The organism is Nocardia sienata NBRC 100364 (assembly GCF_001613205.1).
GTDB lineage: Bacteria > Actinomycetota > Actinomycetes > Mycobacteriales > Mycobacteriaceae > Nocardia > Nocardia sienata.
Window position 1 is genome coordinate 89554 of sequence record NZ_BDBX01000033.1, and the last position, 14416, is coordinate 103969.

Below are 14416 nucleotides of genomic sequence, written 5' to 3' on the forward strand. Positions count from 1 at the left end.
GTGGGGCTGTGCATGCGCCGCTCAGGTCCTCGGGGCCATCCTCCCCACGGCCGGCGTTACGCCACGCGCGTCGTGCGGGCGAGTGCGCCTCCACCACACGATTCACGTATGGGCGATGAGTTCGGACAGCGGATCGCGTCTGCCCTTTCATGACCCGGATCATCGCTGACAGAGCGCTCGTCGTGACGAGTTCGCCGCCACCGTCGGGGCGGACAACCGGCCTCGGGACGGTCGTCACCGGTCTGCCCGCCGCCGTCACCGCCGCGCGCGAGCGACTCGACATCGACCGCGACGCACCCGACCCGGGACGTCTTCCGGTGATCCGATGACCACTGTCGATATCGATGAGATCGCCTTGGGCATCGAATCGTTCGGTGACGACGACGCGCCACTCGTTCTGCTCGCGGGCGGGACGACGATGCTCTCCTGGCCCGACGCGCTGTGCGAGCGCCTCGCCGCCGGCGGGCACCGTGTGGTGCGCTACGACCTGCGCGACAGCGGGGAGTCGACGACGACGGACCCGGAGGCGCCCGCCTACACCCTGCGCGACCTCGCCGCCGACGCGGCGGCCCTTGCCGACGCGCTCGGCGGGGGGCCGGCGCACCTCGCGGGGATCGGCGTCGGCGGGATGGTCGCCCAGGTGGCCGTGCTCGACCATCCGGGCGTGTTCTCGGCGCTCACCCTGGTCGGCACCCGCGCGGTTGCCCCTGGTCCGCCCGACGACGACCTCCCCGACCACGACCGGGCGACGATGAGGCGGCTGTTCGCGCGTCCGATGCCCGATTGGTCCGACCGCGAGGCGGTTGCGGAGTTCGCCGCCGCCGGCGCGGAGATCCGCGGCGACGACCCCGTCGCCGCCCGCACACTCGCCGCTCGCATCTGGGACCGCACACCCGGGACCACACCCCAGGTCCAGATGGCCAACCAGCTGGGCATGATGTTTTCCAGGCTCGACTGCACACCCCGCTGGCGCGAGCGCCTACCCGAGATAGGAATTCCCACGCTCGTCGTCCACGGCCGCCGCGATCGGTTCTTCCCCGTCGGCAACGGCGAGGCCATCGCGCGCGAGATCCCCGGGGCACGGCTGCTCGTCCTCGCAGACGCCGCCACCGCGATCCCCGATGTGGCGGTCGGCGAGGTCGCCGAGGCGATGCTCACGCTCGGACAGACCACGACGGGCGCCGCGCGGGTCCGGCCGCCACGTACTAGGTGATCAGTTCGCCGGCGACGTTGCGAGACACCTCGTCCGGCAACACGGTGGAACCGGGCCCACCCGGCCGATAGCGCGCGCCCCGATGCTCGGGCGGGAGCCGGTCCCCGCGTCCGAACAGTGCGTTGCGCAGCGTCCCCGGCACGTAGTCGGTGGGGTAGACGCCGCGTTCGGTCAGCACCGGGATCACGTACCGGACGATGTCCTCGAAGGTCCCGGGCGTGACGGCGTAGGCGAGATTGAACCCGTCCACATCGGTGTCGTCCGCCCATTCCTGCAACCGGTCGGCCACCGTCGCGCCGGAGCCCACGAACACCGGCCCGATACCCCCGATCCCGGCCCAGCGCCCGATATCGCGGACCGTCCATTCCCGGCCGTCGTCGTCGAATTCCTGGAACGCCGCCACCGCCGAACGGATCGCGTTGCTCTCCACCTCGCCGATCGGGTCGTCGAGGTCGTAGCGCGACAGGTCGATTCCCATCCAGCCCGACATGAACACCAGGCCGCCCTCGACACTGGCGTAGGACAGGTACTCCCGGTGTTTGCGGCGCGCGGCGTCGTCGGTGGCATCGGTGACGATGGTGGCCAGCGCGTAGATCCGGGCGGCGTAGCGATCACGGCCCGCCGCCTCCAGCGCCGCCCGGATACCGGACACCGTCTGCGCGAGTACCCGTTTCGACGGGGCGGCGACGAAGATCGCCTCGGCGTTCTCGGCGGCGAACCGGACTCCGCGCGGCGAGGCACCCGCCTGGAAGATCACCGGCGTCCGCTGCGGCGACGGCTCGGACAGGTGCACCCCGGGGACCGTGTAATGCCGCCCGGAGTGGCCGATATGGTGCACCTTCGCCGGGTCGACATAGATATTGCGCTCCGGGTCGCGGACGACCGCGTCGTCCTCCCAGGACCCCTCCCACAGTTTGTAGAGCACTTCCAGGTATTCGTCGGCCTGGTCGTAGCGGTCGTCGTGGTCGAGCTGATCGTCGGCCCCGAAATTCCGCGCGGCCGAGGGCAGATACCCGGTGACGACATTCCAGCCGATCCGGCCGCCGGTCAGATGGTCCAGGGTGGACAGCCGGCGGGCGAATGGATACGGGTGCTCGAACCCGGTGCCGGTGGTGATTCCGAAGCCGAGATGTTCGGTCACCGCCGCCATCGCCGAGACCAGCAGCAGCGGATCGGCCACCGGGATCTGGGCGCCGTTGCGCAGCGCCGCGCGATCGTCGCCGCCGTAGACGTCGTAGGTGCCGAGCACATCGGCGATGAACAGGCCGTCGAACCGCCCGCGCTCCAGCAGCGCGGCCAGCTCCGTCCAGTAGCCGAGCTCTTTGTACCGATGCGACTGGTCCTCGGGATGCCGCCACAGTCCGGGAGACTGGTGGGCGACACAGTTCATATCGAAGGCGTTGAACCGGATCCGCCGGGCCATCACACCGCCCCTTCCACCGGTTTGCGCTCTCCCGCGCTCCAGGCGAACGGCAGCGCGGTGCCGTTGAGCAGGTGGTCACCGATGGCCCGGGCCTTCTGGATGGCCGGATTGTGTACCGAGACGGTCCGCGCGTTGCGCCAATGCCGGTCCAGCCGCAGCCCCTCCGAGGTGATGGACGCACCACCGACCTCGAACAGCTGCGTCGTGGCGGTCAGCACGGTATCGATCACCCCGAGCTGGGCCTGGGCCGCCGCCAGTTCGGCATCGATCAGACCCTGCTCCTCGGTGGCGCCGGCGGCGAGCACCTCGTCGAGCACATCGGCGACCGCCAGCACACTGGCGCGGGCACCGAACGCCGCGGCCGACAACCGGCCGATCACCTGCTGCACCAGCGGATCATGGCGGGGCAGATCGGCCGCGGAATGGGTGTAGCCGCGGCGGCGCGCGGCCACCCATTCGCGGGTGTCGCGTTCGGCCCGCTGCGCGATACCGGCCAGCACCGCGAGCTGGAACAACTGCAGGTAGGAGGTCGAGTAGGTGGCACCCGCGTCCCCGTAACCGGGGCCCAGAATCCGGTCCTGCGCGACCGCGACATCGGTGAACTCGGTGGTGCCGCTGGCGGTCAGCCGCTGCCCGAAACCGTCCCAGTCGTCGTGCTGACGCACCCCCTCGGCCTCGGCGTCCACCAGCACACTGACCCGCTCACCGTCCCGGTCGGCGGCGACCAGGATGTGGTCGGCATACAGCGACCCGGTGCTGTAGTACTTCGTCCCGTCGAGCAGCCAGCCGTCCCCGGACTGTGTCAGCCTTGTCCGGTACCGGTCGACCGCGCCCACGCCGGGTTCGGTGATCGCGTTCCCGACCAGCGTCCCCTGCGAGACCTTGCGCAGCCACTCTTCACGCACCGGCCCGTCCTCGGCGAGCAACTGGTCCTCCACGAACACGAAATGCACACGCAGCGCCTGCGGCAGGTTCGACTCGGCCGCGGCCAATTCGATCAGCTGCCGGAACAGCTGCCGCACGCTCGCGCCGTACCCGCCGTATTCGACCGGCACCCGCAGCGCGCCGAACCGCGCCGCGCGTAACCGGCGCACTTCGTCGTGGGCGAGCCGGCGGTCGATTTCGCGCTCGACCGCGCCCGCCGCGATATCGGCGTAGATCGGCGCGAACACCGCGTCCAGATCGGTATCGGAGACAGGTTGTGCGGAGGAAGTCATCAATCCACGATCACCGACCCCGCACTCCGCCTCACCGGTTACACGCAGCCGGATTCGAAACACTCGCGGCAAAAAATCCCGCCGATTCCAACCGGTGACATCGCGGCCGTGCTCGGTCAGGATCACAGATCGGCCCGGCGAGGAGCTCGGCCACCGCACTGTCCGCTCCAGAGCCCCTCGAAGGAGATATCCGGTGAGTCTGTCGTTCCACTGGTTCCTACCCACCTACGGCGATTCCCGCGGCCTGATGGCCGGTGGTCACGGCACGTCCATGTCCGGCGACCGTCCCGCCTCGCTCCGCTACCTGAACCAGATCGCCGGCGCCGCCGAGGAGAACGGCTTCGAAGCGGTCCTCACCCCGACCGGCGCCTGGTGCGAGGACGCCTGGCTGGCCACCGCCATGCTCGTGGAGACCACCGAGACCCTGAAATTCCTGGTCGCGTTCCGGCCCGGTCTGGTGAGCCCGACCCTGGCCGCGCAGATGGCCGGCACCTACCAGCGGCACTCCCGGGGCCGGCTGCTGCTCAACGTGGTCACCGGCGGCGAACCGCACGAACAGCAGGCGTTCGGTGATTTCCTGGACAAGGAGCAGCGCTACGAGCGCACCGGCGAATTCCTGCACATCGTGCGCGAACTGTGGGAATCGCGGGAACCGATCAGCTTCGAGGGCAAACATCTGCAGGTCCGCAATGCCCTGCTCAACAATCACCCCGACCCGGTACCGCCGGTCTTCTTCGGCGGCTCCTCCGCCGCCGCGGGCCCGGTCGCCGCGCAATACGCCGACACATACCTGACCTGGGGTGAACCGCTGGTCGCGGTCGGCAAGAAACTGGAATGGATCCGCGGCCTGGCCACCGACCGCGGGCGCACCCTCGACTACGGCATCCGCCTGCACGTCATCACCCGCGACACCTCCAAGGCCGCCTGGGCCGAGGCCGACCGCCTGCTCCAGGGCATCGACCCGGCCGATATCGCGCGCGTACAGGCCAACCTCGCGAAGAGCGAATCCGTTGGCCAGCGCCGCATGCTCGAACTGCACGGCGGCCGCACCGACCGCCTGGAGATCGCCCCCAACCTGTGGGCGGGCGTCGGCCTGGTCCGCGGCGGGGCGGGCACCGCACTGGTCGGGTCGCACGAAGAGGTCGCCGAACGGCTCATCGAGTACTCGCGGCTGGGCCTCACCCACTTCATCCTGTCCGGCTACCCGCACGTCGAGGAGGCGTACTGGTTCGGCGAGGGCGTGCTGCCGATCCTGGAGAAGAAGGGCCTGTGGCGCCGGCCGGTCGACCGGCCCGCCGTGGCCACCGGGACCCCGTTCGCCACCGCCTCCACCAGCTGAGTCACCCCCGTCACCAACACGTATACATCCCCGCATGCGCGGGGAGCACTTCGACCGGCTCGACAACGGCCGGCTGCGCTGGGACTCATCCCCGCGCGCGGGGGGCACGCGGCGAGGCCGGTCGCGACCCAGGTGAGCGGGAGCTCATCCCCGCGTGTGCGGGGCCGACGATGACAGGCGGCTCAGGGTTCGAGCCGCAGACGAGGAAAAAGGGAGATCGAATGATCGTCCTTTCTCCGACTGCCGTTTCGGCCGTCGTGCGACTGTAAGCGCAGCCGAAACGCGATCCTCACCGGCCGAAGGGCCACAACATCTCCAGCACACACCGGGGCGCGAGCCGCCGGTCCCGGTCCCGGGCGAAGACGGCGGTCAGCGCGAGGACGTAGACAGCGGGCGGTCACCAGGGTCACGACACCGCCGACCGCGCCCGCGGCCCCCAGGAAGCTCTCCAACATGCCGTCGATCCTGGCGATAATCGGCACTCCGAACAGGGCATCTACCGGGAATCTCCGGTCCGACCGCCCGTAAAGGACTCTGCATAGAGAGCCGGATCAGGTTTATAGCGCTCGCATAGCCGATCACAGAGTTTGCATACGCAGTATGTAAATCTGCTACGGTTGATACATCGCCGCCCCATCGAGGTGGGGTTGGAAGTGAGCCGTAGGATTACTCGCCGGACGACGAGGCCTACGGCTCGCGTCGTTTCCGGGTCAGATCTCGTGGATCTCTACCACCGAACAGAGCACGTCTAGGTAGGTCGGATTTCCTACGCGCTGTTGGACGACGGCCCCGCAGATGATGTCGGGAACCGATAGCACCGGCTCGGCGCGGCCGATCTCATGGTGGATCCGAAGGCTGTCATCGATCACCTTGCGGGCGCGGAACTTGTGCAGGATATCCCGGTCGCTGGCGTCTTGGGTCCCCCGCGATTCGAGGGTGATTCCACTGCAGTCCAGCAGCGCGAGATGAGGCAGGATGCATTCCAGGCATTTGCGCCGGCCGCGCCGATCCTTCGTACCTTCCGCGTGGTAGACCACGGAGATGCCGCAGATCGGCAGTTCGGCCACAGCTTGAATCAGCTCACCGCGCCGCACTTCGCTGCTACCGTGCCAGTGGACCTTCTTCTCGCCCGGCAGTAGCAGATCGCTCATCGCTTTCCGGACGAGTTGGACGTCCCCTTCCTCAATGAGGGCGGCGGCCACGATGTAGGTATCGGGGTCGGCATGCGGCTGCGAGCCACTTTCATCGCCCCAGGCGGTCAGCATGGCGCCAAAACCTCCTCGGGGTACATACTCTTGCGGTTCATCTCTGCTCCGATCGGCCCCACTCGGGGGTTACGTGGGATCACACTGGACCGAAGCGAGCAGGCTTTGCGGAACACTGGGCACGAGTGATCACGCCGGGGGTATCTCCAGGTCACCTCGGCTGACGTAGCATCGAAGGCGTCCGACCAAAGACAACTTCGAGACCCCTGCCGGTAGTTCCGCTTCCGACCAGGGGCCTCGGCGTTATCTACGGGTTTTCAGTTGTGCGCCGCCGAATACCACGGCAACGTAACGCATCCTATATCCGGTGGGTCGAATTCCTTACTGACACAACATGTTGCGCCGTGTTGTGCCAATCGAGTCAGCAATCATGTTTGCCGGCGGATAGCCTCCCTCGGACCCTGCCGGGTGGACCTCTTTCGGCCGCACCAGGTTTGGCTCCGCCGTCCCGATGTCGCCGATACCTGGGAGACCGGGCGGCAAGGCATGCGTCAACCATACGAATCGGAGGGCAGTTTCGCTTCCGCCTCACGGTAGAGTTGACCTCGGCAGTGGACGCCTTCAGCGACTTGATCGGGGGATTCAGGTTCGCGTTACCCCGCACAGCCGTTTCCATAGTGGTCCAGATCACAGAATTAATGTTACTTAGATCACATTATCGGGCGCGAATCACCAGGATATTATGTCAATGTTGGGTTGACACTGTCGGCTTGGGGTGACAATGCACACTGAGAGCACCTCGGAACGCCCGGTGAGTGAAAAGCTCTCCGGGCCCCCACTGTACGACCATCTTGCGGGCAGACTCCTTGGCTACCTCGATGCTCGATGCACAGAACTGGCCCATGAGGCCCTGAAGAAGCCCCACCCAGGAGAACTCGCCGATCCCGCCAAGCGGAAAGAGTGGTCCGACTGGTGGGGGCTGCGCGACAGCGACCAACGCGTTCTCGCTGAGCGCGCTCTCTCGCTCGCCAAGGTTCGCATCCTCGTCGCCGCCGGGGTGGATCCATCGCTGCCCGCGGTCGTGGCCAAGCACTCCGGAGCAACCTGGGCCGAACTGGGTGACGCCGCCGGCATCAGCCGCCAAGCCGCTCAGAGCCGCTGGAAGGACAAGGCAGAGCAGTACACCACGAAACGGGAGCACGCCGAAGACGAACGTCGAAAGCTCCAGCCCTTCGTTTCCCCGGTCGACGAGTACGACCCTGAAGGGAAAGGAATGGTCGGCGAGGCCACCCGTAGCCGCCGCCGCACTCGCAAAAGCACTGACGAGCACTGACCCGCGCGATCCTTACGGGGGTCGAGGAACCTCGGCGGGAAATGTTCGGGTAGTCCCCAATTGGCCTTCCAAGAGGCCGAGACTCGCGCCGATCCGGGGCACCACCGCACATAGCTTCGTGAGTCGACCGAATCACTGGGGACAGTTGCGCCAGGTCGGAACTGAGTTGCCGCACATAGTGCGCGGCTATCTGCGGTAACGCGCTAAGCGTGACTTTTGTCGTCGATGTTCCCTGACCGCCATCCCCGCGCGCAGGGAGCATGCAGCCAGGTCGGCGCAGTCGGCCAGGGCTCATCCCCGCCTGCGCGGTGAGCACACTTCCTGATCAGGCGGTTTCCAAGCAGAAGCCTCCATTTTCATTCACTTTTCGCCCTCCCATCACGACCTCGATCTGGCGTGTTGCAGATCCACAGAAGAACAGCGCGGTAGCGCACCAGACTACGACTCCCCTCCCTGGTCCGACAGCACGCCGACCCGATCGCCCCGATTACCCTCACCACCGTGACCCACTCCCAGCCCACCCGCCGGACCGCCCCCGGTACCGCCGTCGCGGATGCCGTCCGCGAGGACATCCTCGCCGGCCGGCTCTCCCCCGGCGACCGGTTGCGCGAAGTGGATCTGGCCGAGCGTTTCGGGGTCTCCCGGGTCCCCGTACGCGAGGCACTGTCGCAGTTGCAGAGCGAAGGTTTCGTCACGCTGGTGCGGTATCGCGGGGCGACTGTATCGGCGCCGTCGGGATCGGCGGCACGGGAGTTGGTGCAGATCCGGCGGGGGCTCGAGGTGCTGGCGGCGCAGCTGGCCGCGCGCGCGAAGGGCGGGCCGGTGGCCGAAGAGCTGGCGCGGGTGGTGGAGTTGGGCCGCTCGGCGGATCTCAGTCAGGCGCACGAGGAGTTGCCGCCGCTGATCCTGCGGTTCCACACCCTGGTCGCCGAGGCGTCGGGTAATCAGCAGCTGGGGGCCATGCTGGAGCAGATCCTGGAGCGGGTTTCCTGGATTTTCGGGCAGCGGTTGGAGAGCCGCACGCATATCTCGTGGAGTGACCACGCGGCGATTGCGCAGGCGATCCTCAACGGGTCGCCGGTGCAGGCGGGGTACCTGATGGACGAGCACATCGGGCGGGACGAGGAGTTGCTCGCCGATATGGACGCCGAGGCGACGCCGGACTGAGGCGAGCGCCGGGCCTCCGGCCGGGTGATCGCCCGGTGACCGGAGGCGGCCGAGAAGGGGTGTGGTGCAACTGGCCGGTCCACCGCAGACCCCCCGCTTTCCTCCTCGGGTACCGAACGGCAGACCGATCGGTACGAATGACAAGGTTTGTATACAAGAATTACGCCACCATCGCGTGATCTTGCATAGTTCACAACCCTGGAACCTCGAGCAACATCAGCGAAACAGTATTTGTATACAAATTCTGGTGTTGCTTGTTTCTTCTGCCCGAGGCCAGGTCCCATGTCCACAGACGCTGCCCCGACTCAGTCGCCGCCGCTGGCTCCACCCGCTCGCCTACCGTTCTGGCGCACGTCGCTTTTCGGCATCCAGCATGTGCTGGTCATGTACACCGGCTGCGTCGCGGTCCCGCTGGTCTTCGGCGCGGCCCTGGGACTGGACACCTCCACCATCGCGACCCTGGTGAACGCCGACCTGCTGGTCGCCGGGGTCATCACCCTCGTGCAAGCGCTCGGTATCGGGAAGCTGCTCGGGGCCCGGATGCCGGTGGTGGCGGGGGCCTCGTTCACGGCGGTGACGCCGATGATCCTGATCGGCAAGGCCGTCTCCATGACCTTCGGTGACGAACCGGCGGGTGGCGCGCCGCTGGCGCTGGCCCTCGGGGTGGTCGTGATGATCATCGTGCTGATGCGTTACGGCCGGGGTCTCGTCGCGCAGTCCGCGGTCCTGATCGCGCTGGTGCCGGGCACGCTCGCGGCCGCCGCACTCTCGCTCACCGATTTCAGTGCCGTCGGCAGCGCCGCCTGGTTCGGCCTGCCCGACCCGTTCCTGTTCGGCACCCCCACCTTCCCGATCGCCGGAATCATCTCCATGTGTCTGGTGATGCTGGTGATCTTCACCGAATCCACCGCCTACCTCATGGCCACCGCCGACCATCTCGGCCGCCCGCTGGAACCGAACCGGCTCGCCCGCGCCCTGGGCGCCGACGGCGCCTCGGCGGTTCTGGGCGGCTTCCTGACCTCGTTCCCGGACACGATCTTCGCGCAGAACGTGAGCCTGGTGCGGATGACCGGGGTGTCGAGCCGCCGGGCCGTCGCCGTCGCGGGTGGTCTGCTGGTGGCACTCGGACTGGTGCCGAAGATGGGCGAGGTCGTCGCCAATCTGCCGGGTGCGGTGATCGGTTCGGTGAGCCTGGTCATGTTCGCGACCGTCGCCGGAGTCGGCATCGCCACGCTGGCGCGGGTCGACTATTCGCGCAACGACAACCTGCTCGTGGTCTCGCTGGCCATGGGTATCGGCATGATCCCGGTGGTCGCGCCGGAGGTCTACGAGGGGCTCCCGTCCTCGGTCCGGATCATCGCCGGTGGCGCGATCACCAGCACGGTCATCGTGGCGTTCGTCCTCAACCTCGTCTTCAACCACCTCACCCCCGCCCGCACCCCGAAGGAGAACGCCGCATGACCGGCATCGCCCTGCTGACCGTGCCCACCACAGATCCCGGCGACACCCGGCCCTTCGAGGTACTGACCGAGACCGGTTTCCGCGCCGACGATCTCGTCTCGGTGATCGGCAAAACCGAAGGCAACGGTTGCGTCAACGATTTCAGCCGTACCCTGGCCACCGCCGTCTGGGAGCCCCGGATCCCGGACGCCGCCGTCACCGTGTTCTCCGGCGGCACCGAGGGGGTGCTCAGCCCGCACGTGAACATGTTCGTCCGCGACGAGCGCCGCCACGGCGGGTTCGATCGCGGCCTGGTCGCCGCGGCCCGCCGCAGCCGGGTCCTGGACCCCGGCGAAATCGGCCGGGCCGAGCAGGTCGATACGGTCACCGACACCGTGGGCAAACTGCTCGCCGAGCTCGGTGTCACCGCCGCCGATGTCCATCTCGTGCTGGTGAAATGCCCGCTACTCACCTCCGACAAGATCACCGCGCTGCACGCCGCGGGGCGGACGCCGGTCGCCACCGACACCTACGCGTCGATGGGCTGGTCGCGGGCGGCGAGTTCGCTGGGTATCGCGGTCGCGCTGGGTGAATGCGATCGGGAGACCGCGCTGCGCGCCCTGGCCGGCGTGGCCGATGTCTGGTCGGCCCGGGCCTCCGCCAGCGCGGGCGCCGAACTCGACGACTGCCATGTGCTGGTGGTCGCCGAGAGCCCCACCGCGGCCAACCCGTTGCGCGCACTGCACGGGCAGATGGCCGACGCGATCGATCTGGCCTCGGTGCAGCGGCTGCTCGCGCAGGTCGCGGCGGCAGGTGGCACCGTGCGACAGATCTTCGCCAAGGCCGAAGCCGATCCGAGCGGTTCGGTCCGCGGGCTGCGCCACACCATGCTCACCGACTCCGATATCAACGCCACCCGGCATGCCCGCGGCGCCGTCGGCGGCCTGCTGGCGGCGCTCAAGGGCGACGGCGCGGTCTACGTCTCGGGTGGCGCCGAACACCAGGGTCCACCGGGCGGCGGCAGCGTCACCGTGATCTACGAACTCCCCACCCCCGAAGGGACAGGTGCGCCATGACCACCACGACGCTGACCGAACCCGAGAAGAACTGGGAGCTAGAGGAGTTCGAGAACGTGCCGGTGCCTGCCGACCGGCGGCGCGGCCTGGGCTCGGTCTCCGCGGTCTGGTTCGGTTTCCCGATGGTGCTGACCTGCGCCATCTTCGGCGGACTGATCGTCTACGCGCTCGGCTTCTGGCTCGGGCTGCTCGCCATCGCGGTGGGCAATATCTGCATGATGCTCTACGTCGGCGCGCTGAGCGTGCTCGCCGGACGCACCGGGAAGAACTTCGCGCTGTCGGCCGCCGAAACCTTCGGTAAAGCCGGCGCTTTCCTTCCCTCGGCCTTCCTGGCGACCGTGGTGATCGGCTGGTTCGCCTTCCAGACCGGTATGACCGGCGCGATTCTGCACGACACCCTCGGCTGGCACGAACAGTTCACCGCGCTCGCCGCCGGGCTCGGCTTCATCGCGGTGACCCTGCTCGGTATCCGGGCGCTGTCGGCGATCGGAATGATCGCGGCGCCGGTGTACATCGTGCTGGGGCTGGTCGCGATCGGGCTCGCGGTCGCCGACGGCGGTGGTTCGCCCACGTCCTATCAGGGGCAGGCCGGCGCGGCGGCGATGAGTTTCGGCGCGGCGGTGACCCTGGTCATCGCCTCCTTCATCGACTCCGGCACCATGACCGCCGATTTCACCCGCTGGTCCCGCAATGGCCGCGAAGCCTTCCTGGCCGCGGCCTCGGCCTTCCCGGTGGGTAATTCGATCGCCCTGGTGATCGGCGGACTCGTGGTCGCCCTCGGCGGCAGCGCCGATCCCGCCGCCGACGGCGGGAACTTCCTCGGGCTCCTCGTCGACCACGGGGGCCTGCTGGTCCCGCTGGCCGTGGCGTTCGTATTCATCAACCTGGGTTCGGTCTGCGCGCACTGCCTCTACAACGGCGCGGTCGGCTGGAGCCAGCTCTCCGGCGGCCGGATGCGGCGGCTGACCCTCGTCCTGGGCGCGGTCGGCGTGGTGCTGGCGGTGGCGGGCATCTGGTCGTATTTCGAACAGTGGCTCAACCTGCTGGGTGTGATCGTGCCGCCGATCGGCGCCGTGGTCATCCTCGATCAGCTGGTCCTGCCCCCGTTCGGTCTCGGTCCGCGCGACCGCCGCGCCCGCTGGCACCTGCCGGCGTTCACCGCCTGGGCCGGCGGCGCGGTCGCCGCCCTGCTCACTCATCGACTCGCCCCGTGGCTGTCGGACGCCGTCATCGGTTTCGCCGCCGCCGCATTGGTTCTCACCCTGGGCGCGGCCCTCACCGCGCGACGCGACAAGGAGCTCACCGCATGACCCCGACAACCGTGGACGCCACCCCCTACACCTGGCCATTCGACGGCCCGATCGACCCGGCGCGCACCGCGCTGCTGCTCATCGACTGGCAGACCGATTTCTGCGGACCCGGCGGCTACGTCGACCAGATGGGCTACGAGCTGTCCCTCACCCGGGCCGGCCTGGAACCCACTGCCCGCGTCCTGGCCGCCGCCCGCGAACTCGGTCTCACGGTGATCCACACCCGCGAAGGCCACCGCCCCGACCTCTCCGATCTCCCCGCCAACAAGCGCTGGCGGTCCGCGCAGGTCGGTGCGGAGATCGGCAGTGTGGGCCCGTGCGGGCGGATCCTGGTGCGCGGTGAGCCCGGGTGGGAGATCGTGCCCGAGGTCGCGCCGATCCCCGGGGAACCGGTCGTCGACAAGCCCGGCAAGGGCGCGTTCTACGCCACCGATCTCGACCTGCTGCTGCGCGGCGCCGGGATCACCCACATCATCCTCACCGGTATCACCACCGATGTCTGCGTGCACACCACCATGCGCGAGGCCAACGACCGCGGCTACGAATGCCTGATCCTCTCCGACTGCACCGGGGCCACCGAACGCAAACACCATGAGGCGGCGTTGAGCATGGTCACCATGCAGGGCGGCATCTTCGGCGCGGTCGCCACCTCCGATCAGTTGCTGGCCGCCCTCGGGAAGCAGTCCGTCACCGCATGAGAGTCGTCCTGATCCACGGCGTGGCCACCGACAGCCGGGTGTGGGCGGGCACGATCGCCGCTCTCGGCCCGGCCGCCGAGGTCTATGCCCCCGACCGTCCGCAGTCGGGTGATATGGACACCGAGATCGCCGCCCTCGCGCCGCTGTGCGAGGCGGCGCTCGTGGTGGGGGTCAGCGGCGGTGCGACCCTGGGCCTGGAGCTGGCCGCCCGCGGTGTCGAATTCGCCGGGGCGCTGTTGCACGAACCGGCGGCCGGGTCGCTGGCGCCGGGCCTGCTGGACGAGGTTGCCCGGGCGTTCCGGCGGCAGGGGGTGGCCGGATTCGGCGCAGCTCTCTACGGTCCGAGCTGGACACCGGAGCTCACGACGGCCTCGCCTGACACCGTCGCCGGAGAACTCGCGATGTTCCGCGCGTTCGAACCCGGGCCGGTGGGCCGGGCGGCGGACCGGATCACGCTGACCGTGGGCCGGTCCTCGTCGCCGACCAGGCACCGATCCGTCCGCGATCTGGGCTCGGCCCTCGGCATCGAGTGGCGGGTCCTTCCCGGCACCGGGCACGCGGCACACCTGGAGATCCCCGGGCAGTTGGCGCACTGGGTCCGGCGGCGTTGCGGCGCCGACCTCGGCTCGTACCGCCTGCCCCCTTTCCCGTAACCGGCGGTGAATGAAACGAATGGTCATACGATGTTTCTCCGTTTACGGCGGCGAGTCCGGTCCGACCGGACAGGGGCACGATTCCGTTTGTGCGCGCAGCACGAGAGCGCGCCGATGTTTCATGACGCCGGCCCATAGGCGAGGCCGCCGGGCCGCCTTACGATGACAATGCCAGGTCCGATCGGGCACGCGACGCGCTTCCTCGTTCGCGCTATGCCACCGGGGATTCGGCACCGATCGGAGTTCGAGATGCTGTGCGGTGGAGAGACACGATGCCGGTGAAAGCCGTCGGCCGCTGAATCTTCCTTCGAACCCCCGCCGGTTCATTACACACCGAATCCA

General features: G+C 68.4%; 12 protein-coding genes. 9 read left to right on the forward strand and 3 right to left on the reverse strand.

Going from position 1 to position 14416, the window contains the following annotated elements; all coding sequences use genetic code 11:
- Nucleotides 1–325 precede the first annotated feature (325 nt).
- The gene (locus NS4_RS18490; protein ID WP_063060770.1) at nucleotides 326–1213 is read left to right on the forward strand and encodes an alpha/beta fold hydrolase; all 888 of its coding nucleotides are present in this window, start codon (nucleotides 326–328) and stop codon (nucleotides 1211–1213) included.
- Here NS4_RS18490 and NS4_RS18495 read toward each other — a convergent pair.
- On the reverse strand, nucleotides 1206–2636 hold the full coding sequence (locus NS4_RS18495; RefSeq protein WP_063060771.1) for an LLM class flavin-dependent oxidoreductase: 1431 nt from the start codon (nucleotides 2634–2636) through the stop codon (nucleotides 1206–1208). The genes NS4_RS18490 and NS4_RS18495 overlap by 8 nt on opposite strands.
- On the reverse strand, nucleotides 2636–3853 hold the full coding sequence (locus tag NS4_RS18500) for an acyl-CoA dehydrogenase family protein (RefSeq protein WP_063060850.1): 1218 nt from the start codon (nucleotides 3851–3853) through the stop codon (nucleotides 2636–2638). The genes NS4_RS18495 and NS4_RS18500 overlap by 1 nt, the downstream gene beginning before the upstream one ends.
- 193 nt (nucleotides 3854–4046) lie before the next feature.
- Here NS4_RS18500 and NS4_RS18505 point away from each other — a divergent pair, with 193 nt between their 5' ends.
- Entirely contained in the window at nucleotides 4047–5192 is a 1146-nt protein-coding gene (locus NS4_RS18505) for an LLM class flavin-dependent oxidoreductase (protein WP_063060772.1), read from the forward strand.
- A 710-nt stretch (nucleotides 5193–5902) separates the two neighbouring features.
- On the opposite strand, the gene NS4_RS18510 is transcribed toward NS4_RS18505, so the two are convergent.
- Nucleotides 5903–6457, reverse strand: a complete 555-nt coding sequence (locus NS4_RS18510) for a hypothetical protein (RefSeq protein WP_063060773.1) — start codon at nucleotides 6455–6457, stop codon at nucleotides 5903–5905.
- 751 nt (nucleotides 6458–7208) lie between these two features.
- Here NS4_RS18510 and NS4_RS18515 point away from each other — a divergent pair.
- The 7 genes from NS4_RS18515 (at nucleotide 7209) to NS4_RS18545 (ending at nucleotide 14074) form a co-directional block, all read left to right on the forward strand.
- Entirely contained in the window at nucleotides 7209–7730 is a 522-nt protein-coding gene (locus NS4_RS18515) for a hypothetical protein (RefSeq protein ID WP_157106110.1), read from the forward strand.
- Nucleotides 7731–8231: 501 nt separating this feature from the next.
- Entirely contained in the window at nucleotides 8232–8897 is a 666-nt protein-coding gene (locus NS4_RS18520; protein ID WP_063060775.1) for a GntR family transcriptional regulator, read from the forward strand.
- Nucleotides 8898–9179: 282 nt separating this feature from the next.
- Nucleotides 9180–10358: a solute carrier family 23 protein gene (locus NS4_RS18525; RefSeq protein WP_084487487.1), complete on the forward strand. Its 1179-nt coding sequence runs from the start codon at nucleotides 9180–9182 to the stop codon at nucleotides 10356–10358.
- The gene (gene atzD, locus NS4_RS18530) at nucleotides 10355–11413 is read left to right on the forward strand and encodes a cyanuric acid amidohydrolase (RefSeq protein ID WP_063060777.1); all 1059 of its coding nucleotides are present in this window, start codon (nucleotides 10355–10357) and stop codon (nucleotides 11411–11413) included. Before NS4_RS18525 ends, atzD begins: the two co-directional genes overlap by 4 nt.
- On the forward strand, nucleotides 11410–12723 hold the full coding sequence (locus tag NS4_RS18535) for a cytosine permease (protein WP_084487488.1): 1314 nt from the start codon (nucleotides 11410–11412) through the stop codon (nucleotides 12721–12723). The genes atzD and NS4_RS18535 overlap by 4 nt, the downstream gene beginning before the upstream one ends.
- A complete protein-coding gene (gene biuH, locus NS4_RS18540) occupies nucleotides 12720–13421 on the forward strand; it encodes a biuret amidohydrolase (protein ID WP_063060778.1) in 702 nt (233 codons plus the stop codon). Before NS4_RS18535 ends, biuH begins: the two co-directional genes overlap by 4 nt.
- On the forward strand, nucleotides 13418–14074 hold the full coding sequence (locus NS4_RS18545) for an alpha/beta fold hydrolase (RefSeq protein WP_063060779.1): 657 nt from the start codon (nucleotides 13418–13420) through the stop codon (nucleotides 14072–14074). The genes biuH and NS4_RS18545 overlap by 4 nt, the downstream gene beginning before the upstream one ends.
- Nucleotides 14075–14416: the final 342 nt, after the last annotated feature.

Excerpts from the sequence above, each read along its gene's own strand:
- NS4_RS18535 (WP_084487488.1), top strand. The coding sequence starts at position 11,410 with ATGACCACCACGACGCTGACCGAACCCGAGAAGAACTGGGAGCTAGAG.
- NS4_RS18490 (WP_063060770.1), top strand. The coding sequence starts at position 326 with ATGACCACTGTCGATATCGATGAGATCGCCTTGGGCATCGAATCGTTC.
- NS4_RS18510 (WP_063060773.1), bottom strand. The coding sequence starts at position 6,457 with ATGCTGACCGCCTGGGGCGATGAAAGTGGCTCGCAGCCGCATGCCGAC.
- atzD (WP_063060777.1), top strand. The coding sequence starts at position 10,355 with ATGACCGGCATCGCCCTGCTGACCGTGCCCACCACAGATCCCGGCGAC.
- NS4_RS18500 (WP_063060850.1), bottom strand. The coding sequence starts at position 3,853 with ATGACTTCCTCCGCACAACCTGTCTCCGATACCGATCTGGACGCGGTG.
- biuH (WP_063060778.1), top strand. The coding sequence starts at position 12,720 with ATGACCCCGACAACCGTGGACGCCACCCCCTACACCTGGCCATTCGAC.
- NS4_RS18545 (WP_063060779.1), top strand. The coding sequence starts at position 13,418 with ATGAGAGTCGTCCTGATCCACGGCGTGGCCACCGACAGCCGGGTGTGG.
- NS4_RS18495 (WP_063060771.1), bottom strand. The coding sequence starts at position 2,636 with ATGGCCCGGCGGATCCGGTTCAACGCCTTCGATATGAACTGTGTCGCC.
- NS4_RS18525 (WP_084487487.1), top strand. The coding sequence starts at position 9,180 with ATGTCCACAGACGCTGCCCCGACTCAGTCGCCGCCGCTGGCTCCACCC.